The organism is Kribbella albertanoniae, assembly GCF_004348455.1.
GTDB lineage: Bacteria > Actinomycetota > Actinomycetes > Propionibacteriales > Kribbellaceae > Kribbella > Kribbella albertanoniae.
In genome coordinates, this window is record NZ_SMKA01000248.1 from 1 (window position 1) to 14,394 (window position 14,394).

The 14,394-nt window shown below is 68.8% G+C and carries 17 protein-coding genes and 1 pseudogene; 13 read left to right on the forward strand and 5 right to left on the reverse strand.

Going from position 1 to position 14,394, the window contains the following annotated elements; genetic code table 11:
• A pseudogene (locus tag E1261_RS35385) lies at positions 1 to 603 on the forward strand (MFS transporter); the annotation flags it as partial.
• 157 nt (positions 604 to 760) lie between these two features.
• Here E1261_RS35385 and E1261_RS35390 read toward each other — a convergent pair.
• Positions 761 to 1,819, reverse strand: coding sequence for an enolase C-terminal domain-like protein (locus E1261_RS35390; RefSeq protein WP_132414091.1), 1,059 nt, complete (start codon positions 1,817 to 1,819; stop codon positions 761 to 763).
• Positions 1,820 to 1,887: 68 nt separating this feature from the next.
• On the opposite strand from E1261_RS35390, the gene E1261_RS35395 reads away from it, so the two are divergent.
• The gene (locus tag E1261_RS35395; RefSeq protein ID WP_132414092.1) at positions 1,888 to 2,628 is read left to right on the forward strand and encodes an N-acetyltransferase; all 741 of its coding nucleotides are present in this window, start codon (positions 1,888 to 1,890) and stop codon (positions 2,626 to 2,628) included.
• Here E1261_RS35395 and E1261_RS35400 read toward each other — a convergent pair.
• Both E1261_RS35400 and E1261_RS35405 read right to left on the reverse strand, forming a co-directional pair.
• A complete protein-coding gene (locus E1261_RS35400) occupies positions 2,625 to 2,810 on the reverse strand; it encodes a DUF5703 family protein (protein WP_132414093.1) in 186 nt (61 codons plus the stop codon). The two genes, E1261_RS35395 and E1261_RS35400, sit on opposite strands and share 4 nt — an antisense overlap.
• Positions 2,811 to 2,831: 21 nt before the next feature.
• Positions 2,832 to 3,773, reverse strand: a complete 942-nt coding sequence (locus E1261_RS35405) for an aldo/keto reductase (RefSeq protein WP_132414094.1) — start codon at positions 3,771 to 3,773, stop codon at positions 2,832 to 2,834.
• A 51-nt stretch (positions 3,774 to 3,824) separates the two neighbouring features.
• On the opposite strand from E1261_RS35405, the gene E1261_RS35410 reads away from it, so the two are divergent.
• On the forward strand, positions 3,825 to 4,874 hold the full coding sequence (locus E1261_RS35410) for an LLM class F420-dependent oxidoreductase (RefSeq protein ID WP_132414095.1): 1,050 nt from the start codon (positions 3,825 to 3,827) through the stop codon (positions 4,872 to 4,874).
• On the forward strand, positions 4,875 to 5,702 hold the full coding sequence (locus E1261_RS35415; RefSeq protein ID WP_132414096.1) for an undecaprenyl-diphosphate phosphatase: 828 nt from the start codon (positions 4,875 to 4,877) through the stop codon (positions 5,700 to 5,702).
• A gap of 6 nt (positions 5,703 to 5,708) precedes the next feature.
• On the opposite strand, the gene E1261_RS35420 is transcribed toward E1261_RS35415, so the two are convergent.
• Positions 5,709 to 6,680: a magnesium and cobalt transport protein CorA gene (locus E1261_RS35420; RefSeq protein ID WP_132414097.1), complete on the reverse strand. Its 972-nt coding sequence runs from the start codon at positions 6,678 to 6,680 to the stop codon at positions 5,709 to 5,711.
• A 49-nt stretch (positions 6,681 to 6,729) separates the two neighbouring features.
• Between E1261_RS35420 and E1261_RS35425 the strand changes: the two genes are divergently transcribed.
• The 7 genes from E1261_RS35425 (at position 6,730) to E1261_RS35455 (ending at position 11,354) form a co-directional block, all read left to right on the forward strand.
• A complete protein-coding gene (locus E1261_RS35425; protein WP_132414098.1) occupies positions 6,730 to 7,416 on the forward strand; it encodes a histidine phosphatase family protein in 687 nt (228 codons plus the stop codon).
• Positions 7,417 to 7,428: 12 nt separating this feature from the next.
• On the forward strand, positions 7,429 to 8,007 hold the full coding sequence (locus E1261_RS35430; protein WP_132414099.1) for a DUF3090 family protein: 579 nt from the start codon (positions 7,429 to 7,431) through the stop codon (positions 8,005 to 8,007).
• The gene (locus E1261_RS35435) at positions 8,000 to 8,791 is read left to right on the forward strand and encodes an SCO1664 family protein (protein ID WP_132414100.1); all 792 of its coding nucleotides are present in this window, start codon (positions 8,000 to 8,002) and stop codon (positions 8,789 to 8,791) included. Before E1261_RS35430 ends, E1261_RS35435 begins: the two co-directional genes overlap by 8 nt.
• A gap of 52 nt (positions 8,792 to 8,843) precedes the next feature.
• The gene (locus E1261_RS35440) at positions 8,844 to 9,200 is read left to right on the forward strand and encodes a PadR family transcriptional regulator (RefSeq protein WP_132414101.1); all 357 of its coding nucleotides are present in this window, start codon (positions 8,844 to 8,846) and stop codon (positions 9,198 to 9,200) included.
• Complete coding sequence (locus E1261_RS35445; RefSeq protein WP_132414102.1) at positions 9,197 to 10,021, forward strand: ATP-binding cassette domain-containing protein; 825 nt, start codon at positions 9,197 to 9,199, stop codon at positions 10,019 to 10,021. Before E1261_RS35440 ends, E1261_RS35445 begins: the two co-directional genes overlap by 4 nt.
• Complete coding sequence (locus E1261_RS35450) at positions 10,021 to 10,701, forward strand: ABC transporter permease (RefSeq protein WP_132414103.1); 681 nt, start codon at positions 10,021 to 10,023, stop codon at positions 10,699 to 10,701. Before E1261_RS35445 ends, E1261_RS35450 begins: the two co-directional genes overlap by 1 nt.
• An 80-nt stretch (positions 10,702 to 10,781) precedes the next feature.
• Positions 10,782 to 11,354 (forward strand): hypothetical protein, encoded by a 573-nt coding sequence (locus E1261_RS35455; protein WP_132414104.1) that lies wholly within the window; start codon positions 10,782 to 10,784, stop codon positions 11,352 to 11,354.
• Here the strand turns inward: E1261_RS35455 and E1261_RS35460 are convergent.
• A complete protein-coding gene (locus E1261_RS35460) occupies positions 11,308 to 12,198 on the reverse strand; it encodes an AraC family transcriptional regulator (protein WP_132414105.1) in 891 nt (296 codons plus the stop codon). The two genes, E1261_RS35455 and E1261_RS35460, sit on opposite strands and share 47 nt — an antisense overlap.
• A gap of 86 nt (positions 12,199 to 12,284) precedes the next feature.
• Between E1261_RS35460 and E1261_RS35465 the strand changes: the two genes are divergently transcribed.
• Both E1261_RS35465 and mshC read left to right on the forward strand, forming a co-directional pair.
• The gene (locus tag E1261_RS35465; RefSeq protein WP_132414106.1) at positions 12,285 to 13,091 is read left to right on the forward strand and encodes an NmrA family NAD(P)-binding protein; all 807 of its coding nucleotides are present in this window, start codon (positions 12,285 to 12,287) and stop codon (positions 13,089 to 13,091) included.
• A gap of 87 nt (positions 13,092 to 13,178) precedes the next feature.
• The coding region (gene mshC, locus E1261_RS35470; protein ID WP_132414107.1) for a cysteine--1-D-myo-inosityl 2-amino-2-deoxy-alpha-D-glucopyranoside ligase at positions 13,179 to 14,394 on the forward strand (1,216 nt) is incomplete at its 3' end.

The window sequence follows — 14,394 nt, forward strand, 5'->3', positions numbered from 1 at the left end:
GTGGGGCGGCGCGAGGTCGGGCTGGGCTGGGTGGTTCGGGGGACGGGGTGCGTGACCTGGTTCGCGTTCACGCTCGGGCTGTCTGTGGTGGGGGCCGAGCGTGGACAGCCGGGGGTCTACGTGGCCGCCGGGATGAGCGGGTACGGCGTCGGCGCCGTCGCGGGCACGCTGGTCGCGCTACAGGTTGTACGGCGGGTCCCACCGATGCGGTTGGCGTGTGGTGCCTGGGCCGTCGTGGGACTGTGCTGGGTCGGGATGGGTGTGTGGACCAGACCGCCGAGTATCGCCGTACTGGCCGCGGTGGGCGGAGTAGCGGTCGTATGGGGCATTTCTGCGATCTCAGCGCTGATCACACGGTCGTCGGCGGGCGCGGATCGGCGGGCATTGTTGTCGGGGCAGTCGGTGGTGGTGAACGCGAGCAGTTCGGCGGGCCTGCTCGCGGGTGGGCCGATCATCGCGGCGGTCGGTGCGGAGAGCACGCTGGTCGGGGCAGGTTTGCTGACGACCCTGGTCGCCGGGGTAGTCGGCTGGTCGGTCAGCGCCCGGCGCGGGGAGGTCGCGTCCGGTGGGCGTGAACAGGAAATGGTGGCCGGGGACAGGTAATGCCCTGTCCAAGCCCACCGGTTCCTGTCCGAACCCACGGCTTGCGGCACCGGCTCGGCGGTCGGGGGTGGCGAGCGTGCAGACGGACTGGTGGTAGGTGGTGTGTCGGCCGGAGTTTGCGGTGGGGGCGACCGAATTGGGGGTCGGGGGACGCGTATTAACAGTTCTTCTGTACGGCGAGGTCGATGCCGAAGCCGGGGCGGTCGGGGAGGGTGAGGAGGCCGTCGGTGAGGGTGTAGCCGTTGTCGACAGTGCCGAGGGTGTTGCCGGGGACGCCTTCGATGGTGTCGATGTTGCCCAGACCGGCGGCCAGGTGGGCGGCATACAGGGTCTTCAGGGGCAGACCCCAGGCGTGCGGGGAGGCCTTCATCGGGAGGCCGGGCAGGGTGCGGCGCCAGGCGGTGAGGCCGTGGCCGATGACGTCCATCAGGGCGACGTCGATCAGGCCGGCTTCGCCGAACCGGATGATCCGGTCGACGTTCGGTTCGAACTCACCGTCCGCGATCCGCGCCGGTACGGCGGGGTGCTTGCGGAGGAACTCCAGGTCCTCCCAACGTTCCGCGAACGGCTCCTCCAGCCAGTAGAGGTTGCAGTCGGCAACGGCTTCGAGATAGCTGACCAGGGTGTTGATCGAGTAGCCGTCGTTCGCGTCGACCAGGATGCCGGCGTCGGGGTACAACGAACGGGTCAGCCGAGTGACCTCGATATCGCGGTCGAGACCGGCATCGGGTGCCATCCAGCGGTAGCCGCGGCCGATCTTGAGTTTGAAGTCACGGAAGCCGGAAGCGTGGTCCTGCGCCAGATTCTTCGCGATCACCGGCAGGCCGTCGTCCAGATCGTCGAAGTAGATCCCGCCGCTGTAGCAGCGGACCTGCGGCGATCCCGCCGCGCCGAGCATCACGTGCACCGGTACGTCGAGGATCCGCGCGGCCAGGTCGTGCAGCGGATAGTCCAGGAACAAGGCCTCCGGCGCGACCACCCCGATCGACGGCGAGATGAGCTCAGCCAGATTGCGCCCGATGAGCGCGCCCGGATCACCAGGTCCGAGCGGCAGTCCCCAGCCGGTCGCGCCCCGCGAGGTCGAGACGATGTACGCCGTCTCGGTCGGACCGGTGCCGTGATGGCCGCGGAAGGCGTTGCGGCCGACCGGCCGTGGGTATCGCGCGCCGATCTCGACCGGACTGATCGAGCTGATTACGTGCTGGGAGATTGTCATTCGGAAGGCCTCCGGATGCCAGATAAAGGGGATGTTGGGTGCCACAAGGCGATGTCACACTGCGGAGCATGTCCGAGTTCGTGATCACCACACTTGCCGAGCGCCCCGAAGTTGCCGAATACCTGGGCAACAACTGGAACACGTGGCCGCCGTTCATGCTCGAGGACCTGGTCGCCGCCGCACTGATCGGCCGGGTGAGCAGGGAGTTCGCGGACCAGTGCCTGGTCGCGACGCAGGATGGTGAGCTCGTGGCACACGCCCGCAGCATCCCGTTCGCGTTCGGCAGCGAGGACCGGACCGAGCTGCCGGCCCGGGGCTGGGATCAGGTGCTGCAGTGGGGGATGGCGGATCTCCGGTTCGGCCGCGAGACGAACGTGTCGAGTGCGCTCGAGATCATGATCAAGCCGACCCACCTCGGTGGCGGGCTGTCGTACAAGATGCTCGGGGCGATGAGGGACGCCGTGAAGGCCAAGGGCCACACTGCCCTCTACGCACCGGTCCGCCCGAACGGGAAGACCGACGCCCACCTCCCGATGAGCCAGTACGCCGCGATGACCCGCGATGACGGTCTGCCCGTCGACCCGTGGTTGCGCGTGCATGTCCGGGCAGGCGGCAAGATCATCAAGGTCGCTCCGACGTCGATGGTCGTGGCCGCGTCGCTCGCCGAGTGGCGGGAGTGGACCGGCCTGCCGTTCGACAGCACTGGCGAGGTCGTCGTACCAGGCGCGTTGGTTCCGGTGCTCGCCGACGTGGCGCACGACCGAGCGATCTATGTCGAGCCGAACGTCTGGGTGCGGCACGACGTCTAGAAGGTTCGGAGCACCTTGATGACGCGGCGGCGGAGCCAGACGCGGCGGGTTCCGTCGGGGTAGCGGCGGAGGCGGGCCAGCTCCCAGCCGCCGTACTCGGCGTGCTCGGTGAGCAGGCGGCGGACCGCGCCGCGGGATTCGGTTCGGGAGACTTCGAACTGCTGCAGCTCGTATTCGGCCATCCGCGCCCTCCAACTACCAGACTATGAAACGTCTTCCAGCGCCGCCACAATCGCAGGCGGTAGCGTCAGCTCCTCCACACCCAGCACCGACTTCAGCTGCAGCGCCGTCCGGGCGCCGACGATCGCCGCCGACACGCCGGGCCGGTCCCGCACCCAGGTGAGCGCGACCTCGAGCGGAGTCCAGCCGAGCCCGTCCGCGGCACGTGCCACCGCTTCAACGATGCCCGAACCGCGGCCGTCCAGGTAGGGGTCGACGAATCTGGACAAATGCTGAGACGCCGCCCGGGAGTCCGCCGGGATGCCGGTGCGGTACTTCCCAGTCAACACACCGCGGCCAAGCGGGGACCAGGCCAGTACGCCGATGCCGAGCCCGCCGGCCGCGCGGATCGCGTCCGCTTCGGCGTCCCGGGCGAGGAGTGAATACTCCACCTGGTTCGAGACCGGTACGGCGCGGCCGGGCCAGGCCTGCTGCCAGGTGACCGCTCGCGCGGACTTCCATCCCGCGTAGTTCGAGACGCCGACGTACCGGACCTTGCCGGCGTTGACCGCGTAGTCCAGCGCGGACAGCGTCTCCTCCAGCGGCACGTCGTCGGACCACGTGTGCAGCTGCCACAGGTCGATGTAGTCGACGTTCAGCCGGCGCAGTGAGGCGTCCAGGTCACGCAGCAGCGAACCGCGTGAGGTGTCGGTGATCCGCTCACCGCGGCGGACACTGAAGCCGGCTTTTGTGGCAATCACCACATCGTCGCGCTCGACCACGTCGCCGAGCAGGGTGCCGATCAGTCGCTCGCTGTCACCATCGCCGTACGCCGCGGCCGTGTCGATCAGAGTGCCGCCAGCGGCCACGAAGGCGGCGAGCTGCTCGCGTGCCTCGTGCTCGTCGGTGTCACGGCCCCAGGACATGGTGCCCAGGCCGAGCCGACTCACCGCCAGTCCACTGTGACCGAGATAGCGCTGCTGCATAACCTGAGCCTATTGCGGCCCACCGACAACGGCTGGATAGGCTCGCCAGTCATGCGACTCGGACTGAACATCGGCTTCGTCTTCGGCGACGAGCATTTGGACCACCTGAAGCTCGTCAAGGAGGCCGAGTCACTCGGTTTCTCGGTCACCTGGGCAGCGGAGGCGTACGGCTCGGATGCCGCCACGCTGCTGACCTGGATCGCCGCCCAGACGACGACGATCGACGTGGGCGCCGCGGTCTTCCAGATCCCGGCCCGTACGCCGGCCATGACCGCCATGACCGCGGCCACGCTGGACCGGTTGTCGGGCGGGCGCTTCCGGCTCGGACTGGGTGTGTCCGGGCCGCAGGTGTCCGAGGGGTGGCACGGGGTCCGGTTCGACAAGCCGCTGGCCCGCACCCGCGAGTACGTTGCCATCGTCAACGCCGCCCTGCGGCGCGAGACGGTGGAGTTCCACGGTGAGCACTTCACGCTGCCACTGCCCGACGGGCCCGGCAAGGCGCTGAAGCTGTCCAGCCGCCCGCTCCGCGACCACGTGCCGGTCTACCTGGCCGCGGTCGGCCCGAAGAACCTCGAGCTGGCCGGCGAGATCGCCGACGGCTGGCTCGGGATCCTCAACGACCCCGCTTATCTTGGAGAGCAGTTGAAGCACATCGCGTCCGGTCGCGAAAAACGAGAGCTGGGGATGGACGGCTTCGACGTCGTCGCCTCGGTTCCGTTGATGACCGGTGACGACCTGGACGCCGCCGCCGACCCGATCCGTGGGTACGCCGCGCTCTACATCGGCGGCATGGGCAGCCGGGAGAAGAACTTCTACAACGCGCTCGCGGTCCGGATGGGCTACGCCGACGAGGCCAAGCAGATCCAGGACCTGTACCTGGCCAAGCAGCACCGGGACGCGATGGCCGCCGTACCGCACGGTTTCATCGACGGGATCTCGCTGCTCGGCGGCAAGGAGCGGCTGGCCGAGAAGCTGACCGCCTACGCCGAAGCCGGTACGACGACCGTCGCGGTGACGCCGTTCGCCTCGACCGTGGACCAGCGGATCGCCGACCTGCGGGTGCTGGCGGAGGCGCTGGAGCTTTCCGGAGTGGGTGCCTGAGTGACGATCTGGGACTCGATCATCCTCGGCATCGTCGAGGGGCTCACCGAATTCCTGCCGGTCTCCAGCACCGGCCACCTGACCATCACATCGAAGGCCCTCGGGCTGCCGATCGACGACCCGAGCGTCACCGCGTTCACCGCGGTGATCCAGTTCGGCGCGATCGCCGCGGTCGTGTTCTACCTGTGGAAGGACATCACCCGGTACGCCGTGGCGTGGTTCCGCGGACTCACCAAGCCCGAGCATCGGGGCGAGTTCGACCACCGGATGGGCTGGTACGTGATCATCGGCTCGCTGCCGATCTGCGTCGTTGGATTCGTCTTCCGGGACCTGATCTCCGGTCCGCTGCGAAGCATGTGGTGGGTGGCGGGTTCGCTGATCGGCTGGTCGTTCTTCATGGTCGCGGCCGAGCGGCTGGGCTCGAAGAAGCGGCCGCTGGAGAAGATCACCCTGACCGACGCGATCGTGATGGGACTGGTCCAGTGCCTCGCGCTGATCCCGGGCGTTTCGCGCTCCGGTGCGACCATCACGGCCGGCCTGTTCCGCGGCATGGACCGGGTCGCGTCAACTCGCGTCGCCTTCCTGCTCGGCATCCCGGCTCTCGTCGGGGCGGCGGTCTTCGAGCTGCCGCACGCGCTCGGCGGCCACGTGGGCGCCGTACCGCTGCTGGTCGGCACGGTGGTCAGCTTCATCGTCGGCTACGCGTCGGTCGCGTGGCTGGTCCGGTTCGTGGCCAAGCACACGACCGAGGTCTTCGCCTTCTACCGGGTGCTGGTCGGCATCGTCATCCTGATCCTGCTCGCCACCAGCACGATCACCGCAACCTAAGAACGCCTAGAGCCAGCCGACCTTGCGGAAGATGCCGTACATCGTGCCGCAGACGGTGCCCATCAGTAGCAGGACCGCGTAGTACCCGAAGTGCCAGCGCAGTTCGGGCATGTGGTCAAAGTTCATGCCGTAGATGCCGGCCAGCATGGTCGGCACCGCGGCGATCATGACCCAGGCGGAGATCTTGCGCATGTCGTCGTTCTGCTGCACCGAGACGCGGGCGAGATGGGCGTTCAGTGCCGAGCTGAGCAGGGTGTCGAGGGCGTCGGTCTGCTCGGACACCCGGGTGACGTGGTCGGCCACGTCGCGGAAGAAGGCCGCTGCGTTGAGGTTGATGCCGGGGGCGCCGTGGGCGAACGCTTCCATCGGTTCGCGCAGCGGGACGATCGCCCGGCGCATCTCGAGTACCTCGCGCTTGAGCTTGTAGATCCGCTCGGCGTCGCTGGTCCGTTCCGGTGAGAAGACCGAGGACTCGACCTCGTCGATGTCGATCTCGACCTGGTCGGCGACCTCCTCGTAGCCGTCGACGACCGAGTCGCAGACCGCCCACAGCACCGCTCCGGGGCCGTGACCGAGCATCGAGGCCCGCTCCTCCAGCGCCTGCCGGGTGGTGGACAGCTCCGCGCCGGCACCGTGCCGCACGGTCACGACGTACTGGGGTCCGACGAAGACGCTGACCTGGCCGGTCTCCACCTGATCGCCCTCGTCGACGTACCAGAGGGTGCGCAGTACGACGACCAGGGCGTCGCCGTACCGCTCGACCTTGGGGCGCTCGTGGGCCTTCAGGGCGTCCTCGACGGCGAGTTCGTGCAGCCCGAACAGGGCCTGCACGCGGCGCATCTCGGCGGCCGACGGATCGTGCAGGCCGACCCAGCCGAAGGTGCCGATGTCCTGGTCGATGGTCTGGGCAACGGTCTCGGGTTCCTTCGGCAGATCGAGCCGCTCGCCCTCGGCGTACACCCCGCAATCGACGATCACCGCCCCATCATGGCACCGCTGGTTGCACGGACCGGATAACGTGCCACTTATGCCCACGGTGATTCTGGTTCGGCACGGCCGTAGTAGCTCGAACACATCCGGCACGCTGGCCGGGCGGACGCCGGGTGTGAAGCTCGACGAGACCGGCGTTCAGCAGGCCGAGGCCGTCGCCGAGCGGCTCGCGGGGCTGCCGCTGGCCGCGATCGTCACGTCGCCGCTGGAGCGGTGCCGGCAGACCGCGAGCGCGATTGCCAAACACCACGCCGGGCTGCGGCCGGCGACCGACCGGCGGCTGACCGAGTGCGAGTACGGCGATTGGACCGGCCAGAAGATCTCTACCCTGGCCAAGGACCCGCTGTGGACGGTCGTGCAGGCACATCCGTCGGCCGTGACGTTCCCGAACGGCGAATCGATGCGGGCGATGCAGCAACGCGGAGTCGACGCCGTCCGGGCGCACAACGCCGCGCTGCCGGACGATGCGATCTGGGTGGCGGTCTCGCACGGGGACGTGATCAAGGCGATCGTTGCCGATGCGCTCGGTCAGCACCTGGACACGTTCCAGCGGATCGTCGTCGACACCGCCTCCACCACGATCATCACCTACACCCAGACCCGCCCGTTCCTGGTCCGGCTGAACGACACCGGCAGCGAGCTGGCGTCGCTGATTCCGAAGCCTCCGGCCAAAGGGAAAGCGACCAAAAAGCAGTCTTCCGACGCGGTTGTAGGTGGACGGTAATAGGGTCGAGTCATGGCGCGCGTTGTTCATTCCTACGACGATCCTGAGCGGTTCGTCGCCGGCACCGTGGGGGAACCCGGTGCGAGAACCTTCTTCCTGCAGGCCCGGGCCGGGGTCCGGCTGACCTCGGTGGCCTGTGAGAAGGAACAGGTGATGGCGCTCGCGGAGCGGCTGGACGTGATGCTGGACGAGGTCGCGCGGCGGTTCGAGCGAGAGCCGCTGACCCCGGTCGGGCCGGATGACACCGACCCGCTGGAGCAGCCGATCGAGGAGGAGTTCCGGGCCGGCACCATGACGCTGGCCTGGGAGGCCGACTCCGAGCGGGTGGTGATCGAGGTGTACGCCGTCGTCACCACCGAGCAGGTCGAGCTGGAGGACGACGACCCGGTCGCGGCCGCGCTCGAGTCCGAGGACAGCGAGGTGTTCGTGGTCCGGCTCAGTGAGCAGCAGGCCCGGGCGTTCGCCCGGCGTGCGGTGGCGCTGGTCGCCTCCGGCCGGCCGAGCTGCCCGTTCTGCGGCCGCCCGATCGACCCCGAAGGCCACATCTGCCCCCGGGCGAACGGCTACCGCAGGCACCTCCCGAATGACTGATTTGGATCTGTTGGCCCAGGGAGAGCTTTCCCTGCACGGTCGGTTGATGGCTGCCTCGAACGGGACGTACCAGGGTTCGGTCAGTCTTGGGGCGGCGAGTGCGACGGTGGTCTACAAGCCCGTGCAGGGTGAGCGGCCGCTGTGGGACTTTCCCGACGGCACATTGGCCGAGCGGGAGTACGCGGCGTACGTCGTCTCCGAGACGCTCGGCTGGTCGATCGTGCCGCCGACGCTGTTGCGCGACGGACCGCTCGGTCAGGGCATGGTCCAGCTGTGGATCGACGAGATCGAGGTGGATGCGGGGGAGACCGAGCTGGTCGACATCGTCCCGCAAGGGCGGGTGCCGTCCGGATGGGTCGGCGTACTGGATGCGTTGGACGGACGGCACAACCCGGTGACGCTGGTGCATGCGGACACCCAGGCGTTACGGCGGATGGCCGTGTTCGATGCCCTGGTCAACAATGCCGATCGCAAGGGCGGCCACGTGCTGAACCCGGGCGACGGCCGCGTGTTCGGCGTCGACCACGGGGTGACCTTCAACGCCGACGACAAGCTCCGGACCGTGTTGTGGGGCTGGGCCGGTGAGCCGATCGCGCCGGACCTCCTCGACGATGTACGGCGGTTGGCCGACGGACTGGCCGGTGCCTTCGGGCAGGAGCTCGGCCAGCTGATCACTGCCGTCGAGCTGACCGCGACCCGGGAGCGCTGCGCGACCCTGCTGAAGACCGGTACGTATCCCTATCCGAGCGAGGACTGGCCGGCGATTCCCTGGCCCGCCTTCTGACTGATGGTAGTTAGCTAGACTCCATACCGGTTGTCAGTTAGCCTACCTACCCATGAGCGTGAATCTCCGGCAGCAGTGGCTGCACGGCTTCCTCGATGTGTGTCTGCTCTGCCTGCTGGCCGAGCGCCGCGACTACGGCCTGGGTCTGACCCAGCGGCTGGTCGCGGCCGGCTTCGACGAGATCCCGGGCGGCACGCTGTATCCGTCCCTGGTCCGGCTGGAGAAACAAGGCCTGGTCGAGACCGACTGGGTGCCCTCGGCAACGGGACCGCGACGCAAGTACTACGACCTGACCGCGGCCGGCCACGAGGCCGTCGCCGACCGGATCGGATCCTGGCACCAGTTCCGCGACTCGGTGGAATCCCTGACGGTGCAGGCCCAACGAGCCCGAGCGGAGCGGCTCGGGTGACGCCCGCCGAGGAGTGGTCGCGGCGGCTGGATCGAAGCCTGATCGAGCTCGGCGTGGAACCGGCCGAAGCCCGCCGGCTGACCGAGGACAGTCACGAGGAAGCGCGGGGCGCCGGTGCCGATCCGAGCGAGCTGTACGGACCTGCGGCCGCGTACGCCGTCCGGCTGGCTCAGGCGGTCCGCACGCCTCAGCCGCGGTTGTCGACGATGCCCGCAGGCGAGGTCGTCCTGCGGTTGTCCGGAGTTTCCAAGCGGTACGGCCGGCACACGGTGTTCGACAACGTGAGCCTGACCCTGCGAGCCGGCGAGGTGGCCGCTGTCGTCGGCGCCAACGGTTGCGGGAAGTCGACTCTGCTGAAGATCTGCTGCGGTACGACGGCACCGTCCGGTGGAGTGGTCGAGCGCACTGCGCGGATCGGCTACGCCCCACAGCAGGGCGGTGTCTCCGGGTTCCTCACCCCGGCCGAACACTTCCGGCTCTTCGGCGCGGTGCACGGGATGGGCCGACGCAAGGCTGTGTCCACCGGCAACCAGTTGTGCCGGCGGCTCGGCTGGCGGCCACGGTCCGGATTGTCCGCGGCCCGGTTGTCCGGCGGTACCCAGCAGAAGCTCAACGTCGTCCTCTCCGAGCTGAACAGCCCCGATCTGATCCTGCTCGACGAGCCGTACCAGGGCTTCGACCAGGACAGCTACCTCGACTTCTGGGACCAGGTGCTCAAGTGGCGCGACGCGGGCGCCGGGGTCCTCGTGGTCACGCACCTGCTGCAGGACCTCGAGCGGGTCGATCACCTCGTCGAGCTGCACCGATCGGAGGACCAGTGATGGTGTCAGCTGTAGTCGCTGTGACCCTTCGCGAACTCCTCCGCCGGCGTCGCGCCCTCGTCCTGGTCGTCGCACTGCCGCTGGCTTTCTACCTGGCCCGGATCGACACCACCGGACAGGCGATCCGGTTTCTCGCGCTCGGCGTCGGGTGGGCCGTCGCCACGCTCTCCTTGTTCACCCACGTCAGCTCCCGTGACCTGGATCAGCGGCTCGCGATCGTCGGCGCGTCGCCGAGTGCACTCGTCGCCGGTCGCCAACTGGCCCTGACCGCTACCGGACTCGGGCTGGCCGGCGCGTACTTCGCTCTGGTCGCGCTCACACAGGACGTGACGCATCTGTGGACCGTCGCGCTGCTCCTCGGCACCAGCGTCCTGATCGCAGCTCCGCTCGGTGCTGCCGTCAGTCTGCTCGTCCCACGAGAACTCGAGGGAGCGCTGGCGCTGCTCTCGATCATGGCCTTGCAGATGCTCGCCGACCCCGATGGCACGGGCGCCAAGTTCCTTCCACTGTGGTCGACGCGAGAGTTCACCACGTACGCCGTCGATCCGTCCGGCGGCGCCGATCTGACCCAAGGCCTGCTGCATTTCGCCGCAGTCGCCGCCCTTGCCGCTGTCATCACCTGGATCGCCGGCGTACTCCGTCTGCGTCCCCGGCGTCTCCCCGTCCCCTCAACCCGGTAGCGGCCGACCACGGATCTGCTGAACCGGTGCGGGCTTAGGCTCCCGCCTGTTCGCGTTCCGATGGTCGGGAGGATCACTCGATGTTGGCCTTGGCCAGGTCCGCCGCAGCTTCTGTCGGCGCAGCCGCGGGGACTCTGGCTGCGATCGTGGTGGGTGGTCCGCTGTTCGCTCTGCTGTTCATCCACATCGGCAAGCCCGTCGTGGCGGGACTGACCGCCGGTGCGACCGAGGGCCGGTCGGGCATCGAGGCTGTTGTCGCCGCACTCTTCGCAGCCATCGGTGCCGTCCTGATCGCGATCCTGATCGTGGCGGCGATCATCACCCCACTGTTCGTGCTGCTCCCACTGGCCGCGGCGGCGATCGCGCTCCGGCTGGCCGGGGCCGGCCTCATCCTGCGCTCGCTGTGGCTGATGATCGTCGCGGTTGCCGCCGTGGTCGTGATCGCCCTGCTCCACTCCCGGAGTCAGCTCGGGCCGTCGACGGCCGACATCGACGGCCCGCAGTCGGCCCTGCTTGGTGGCGGTGCCTGGATCCTGGTACTGACGGCGGCCGGTGCCGCGTTCGTCGGGCGCCTCTGCGTCGAGCTCTGGAATCCGAGCCGGGCCGCTAGCCGACCGAGGACTGGCCGGCCTTCTGAGCGACACTCGGGCTGACGCCGCGTTCGCGCTTGAACGCCGAGCTGAAGCTGAACGCGTCGCCGTACCCGACCTGGCGGGCGACGGTTGAGACGGTGGCACCGGGTTCGGTGAGCAGGTCGGTGGCGAGCGTCATCCGGAGCTCGGTCAGGTAGGTGAGCGGGGCTTGCCCGATGAGCTGGGTGAAGCGCCGTACGAGCGTTGTCCGGGAGACCGCGGCGACCTCGGCGAGCCCGGCCAAGGTCCAGTTGGCGGCCGGGGCGCCGTGCATCGCCTGCAGCACTGGGCCGGCGACGTCATCGCCGAGCGCGCGGTACCAGGGCGGTGGGTTGGCCTCGAACCAGTCGCGTAGGCAGCAGACCATCAACCAGTCGAGCAGCCGGTCGAGACCGACGTGGCGCCCGAGCGCGCCGGCCGCGATGCGCTCCTGCAGGTACTCGCGCAGTGGCGTGCAGTCGTGATCCTCCGGTACGACGACCAGCGGCGGAAGCTCGGTGACCAGGCGGCGCGGGAGTTCCTGGCGCACGTGGTAGGCGCCGGCCATCAGCACGGTGCCGTCGTCGACCGGGCCGGGGGAGTCGACCCGGCCGTCGCAGCGGACGTCGATGCTCGGGCCGGAGCGGGCCGGGTCGTCGGTGAACAGGAACGGTTCGGGGCCGCGAATGATCGCGGTGTCACCGGGCACGATCCGGACAGGTTCGGTGCCTTCGGCAACAATCCAGCCGGCGCCGAGGAGCGGTGCGACGAACGTCAGCGCCGCGCCGTCGATGAAGCGGAGTGCGTACGGCGGCGCGAGCACCGGCGTACCGAGAACGGCGCCTTCGGCCCGCAGGCCGCGCAACAGGTCGTCGAGAGGATCCACACCCACCACCCTAGGTGGGCCGACTGCACATGAGGCCGGTCCGATCGGCCATTCGGTCCAGCGGGCCTGGCGGATTGACTCTGGGTATGACGATTTTGGTGTTGGGTGCAACGGGTAAGACAGGTCGGCGAGTGGCCGCGCGGCTGCGTGCGGATGGGGTTGAGGTGCGGGCGGCATCGAGGTCGGGGGAGACCCGGTTCGACTGGACCGACCGCGGTACGTGGGCGGCCGCCGTACAGGGGGTGGAGGCGGTGTATCTGGTGGCGCCGGAGGATCCATCGCCGATCGAGGCGTTTGTGGAGCAGGCGGTGGCGGCCGGTGTACGGCGGTTCGTCGCGCTCTCGGGGCGTTCGATGGACAAGGTGGCTGGGCGGTTCGGCGCGGGGATGGCCGAGGGGGAGCGGGTTGTGCAGGCCTCGGGTGCCGGGTGGACCCTCTTGCGAGCCAACAACTTTGCGCAGAACTTCTCCGAGGACGTGTGGCACGAGGCCGTGCTGTCGGGTCGGCTGGAACTGCCGGCGGGGGACGTGCGGGAGCCGTTCGTGGATCTGGAGGACGTGGCGGAGGTTGCGGCCAAGGTGCTGACGTCTTCCGGCCATGAGGGGCGGGCCTATGACCTGTCGGGGCCGGAGTCGATCACCTTCAGCGAGGCGGTGGAGACGATCGCGAAGGTGTCGGGGCGGGCGGTGTCGTACGTCGCCGTGACGCCCGCCGAGTATCGCTCGATGATCGTGGACAGTGGCTGGCCGGCCGAGGTGGCGGACGAGCTGAACGAGCTGTACGCGATCATGCGGGAGGGGTATCTGACCACGCCGAGCTCTGACATCGAGTCGCTGCTCGGTCGACCGGCTGGGAGCTTCACGGCGTACGTAGAGCGGACCTGGGCAGGGTAACCGAACCGTGGTCGGGGCGACTGTACGAGACCAGGTATTGGAACCGTGTCGCACCGGCGAATTCCGGTCTGACATAAGCTCCAGATCATGCAGGCGTGGACTCATCCAGACATCCCGGTCGTCCCGGGCCAGGGCCGGCGGCTGCGCCTCCACGACACCGCTTCCGGCGGACCGGTCGAGGTGGCGCCGGTCGACGGCCGGACGGCGCGGATGTACGTGTGCGGCATCACGCCGTACGACGCGACCCACATGGGCCACGCGGCGACGTACGTCACGTTCGACCTGGTGAACCGGCTGTGGCGCGACGCCGGGTACGACGTCGTGTACACGCAGAACATCACCGACGTGGACGACCCGCTGCTCGAGCGGGCCGCCGCGACCGGCGTCGACTGGACCGAGCTGGCGCACAAGGAGATCCAGCTCTTCCGCGACGACATGACCGCGCTCCGCGTGATCCCGCCGCAGCACTACATCGGTGTCGTCGAGTCGATCGATCTGGTCGCATCCGCTGTCGAGGAGTTGCAGCAGGCGGGTGCGGTCTACTCGGTCGACGGTGACCTGTACTTCGCGGTGAAGGCCGACCCGTTGTTCGGGGGCGTCTCGAACTACGACCGGTCGACCATGACCGAGCTGTTCGCGGAGCGCGGTGGGGATCCGGATCGTGAAGGTAAGCAGGATCCGCTGGACAGCCTGCTGTGGCGGCACGAGCGCCCGGACGAGCCGGCGTGGGACTCGCCTGTTGGGCGAGGGCGGCCGGGGTGGCATGTGGAGTGTTCGGCGATCGCGCTGAAGCACCTCGGGATGTCGTTCGACGTCCAGGGTGGGGGATCGGACCTGATCTTCCCGCACCACGAGATGTCCGCGTCCGGTGCTCAGGTGGCCACTGGTCAGCACCCCTTCGCCCGCGCTTACGTCCACCAGGCGATGGTCGGGCTGGACGGCGAGAAGATGTCCAAGTCCAAGGGCAACCTCGTCCTCGTCTCCAAGGAACGCCTGTCCGGTACGGACCCGATGGCGATCCGCCTGGCGCTCCTCGCTCACCACTACCGGACCGACTGGTTCTGGACGGTTGAAGGGCTGGCGGAAGCTCAATCCCGCCTGGACGTCTGGCGAGGCGCACTCAGCCGCGGTTCCGGCCCCGACGGCGCCGCCACGGTCGACGCCGTACGAGCCGCTCTCACCAACGACCTCGACACCGTCGCGGCCCTCTCCGCCATCGACACCTGGTCCGAAACCAACGGCGACGACCCCACCGCCCCCGCCCTGGTAGCCCAAGCCATCGACTCCCTGCTGGGCATCAAGC

Excerpts from the sequence above, each read along its gene's own strand:
- E1261_RS35390 (WP_132414091.1), bottom strand. The coding sequence starts at position 1,819 with ATGACAATCTCCCAGCACGTAATCAGCTCGATCAGTCCGGTCGAGATC.
- E1261_RS35395 (WP_132414092.1), top strand. The coding sequence starts at position 1,888 with ATGTCCGAGTTCGTGATCACCACACTTGCCGAGCGCCCCGAAGTTGCC.
- E1261_RS35400 (WP_132414093.1), bottom strand. The coding sequence starts at position 2,810 with ATGGCCGAATACGAGCTGCAGCAGTTCGAAGTCTCCCGAACCGAATCC.
- E1261_RS35405 (WP_132414094.1), bottom strand. The coding sequence starts at position 3,773 with ATGCAGCAGCGCTATCTCGGTCACAGTGGACTGGCGGTGAGTCGGCTC.
- E1261_RS35410 (WP_132414095.1), top strand. The coding sequence starts at position 3,825 with ATGCGACTCGGACTGAACATCGGCTTCGTCTTCGGCGACGAGCATTTG.
- E1261_RS35425 (WP_132414098.1), top strand. The coding sequence starts at position 6,730 with ATGCCCACGGTGATTCTGGTTCGGCACGGCCGTAGTAGCTCGAACACA.
- E1261_RS35430 (WP_132414099.1), top strand. The coding sequence starts at position 7,429 with ATGGCGCGCGTTGTTCATTCCTACGACGATCCTGAGCGGTTCGTCGCC.
- E1261_RS35435 (WP_132414100.1), top strand. The coding sequence starts at position 8,000 with ATGACTGATTTGGATCTGTTGGCCCAGGGAGAGCTTTCCCTGCACGGT.
- E1261_RS35440 (WP_132414101.1), top strand. The coding sequence starts at position 8,844 with ATGAGCGTGAATCTCCGGCAGCAGTGGCTGCACGGCTTCCTCGATGTG.
- E1261_RS35450 (WP_132414103.1), top strand. The coding sequence starts at position 10,021 with ATGGTGTCAGCTGTAGTCGCTGTGACCCTTCGCGAACTCCTCCGCCGG.
- E1261_RS35455 (WP_132414104.1), top strand. The coding sequence starts at position 10,782 with ATGTTGGCCTTGGCCAGGTCCGCCGCAGCTTCTGTCGGCGCAGCCGCG.
- E1261_RS35465 (WP_132414106.1), top strand. The coding sequence starts at position 12,285 with ATGACGATTTTGGTGTTGGGTGCAACGGGTAAGACAGGTCGGCGAGTG.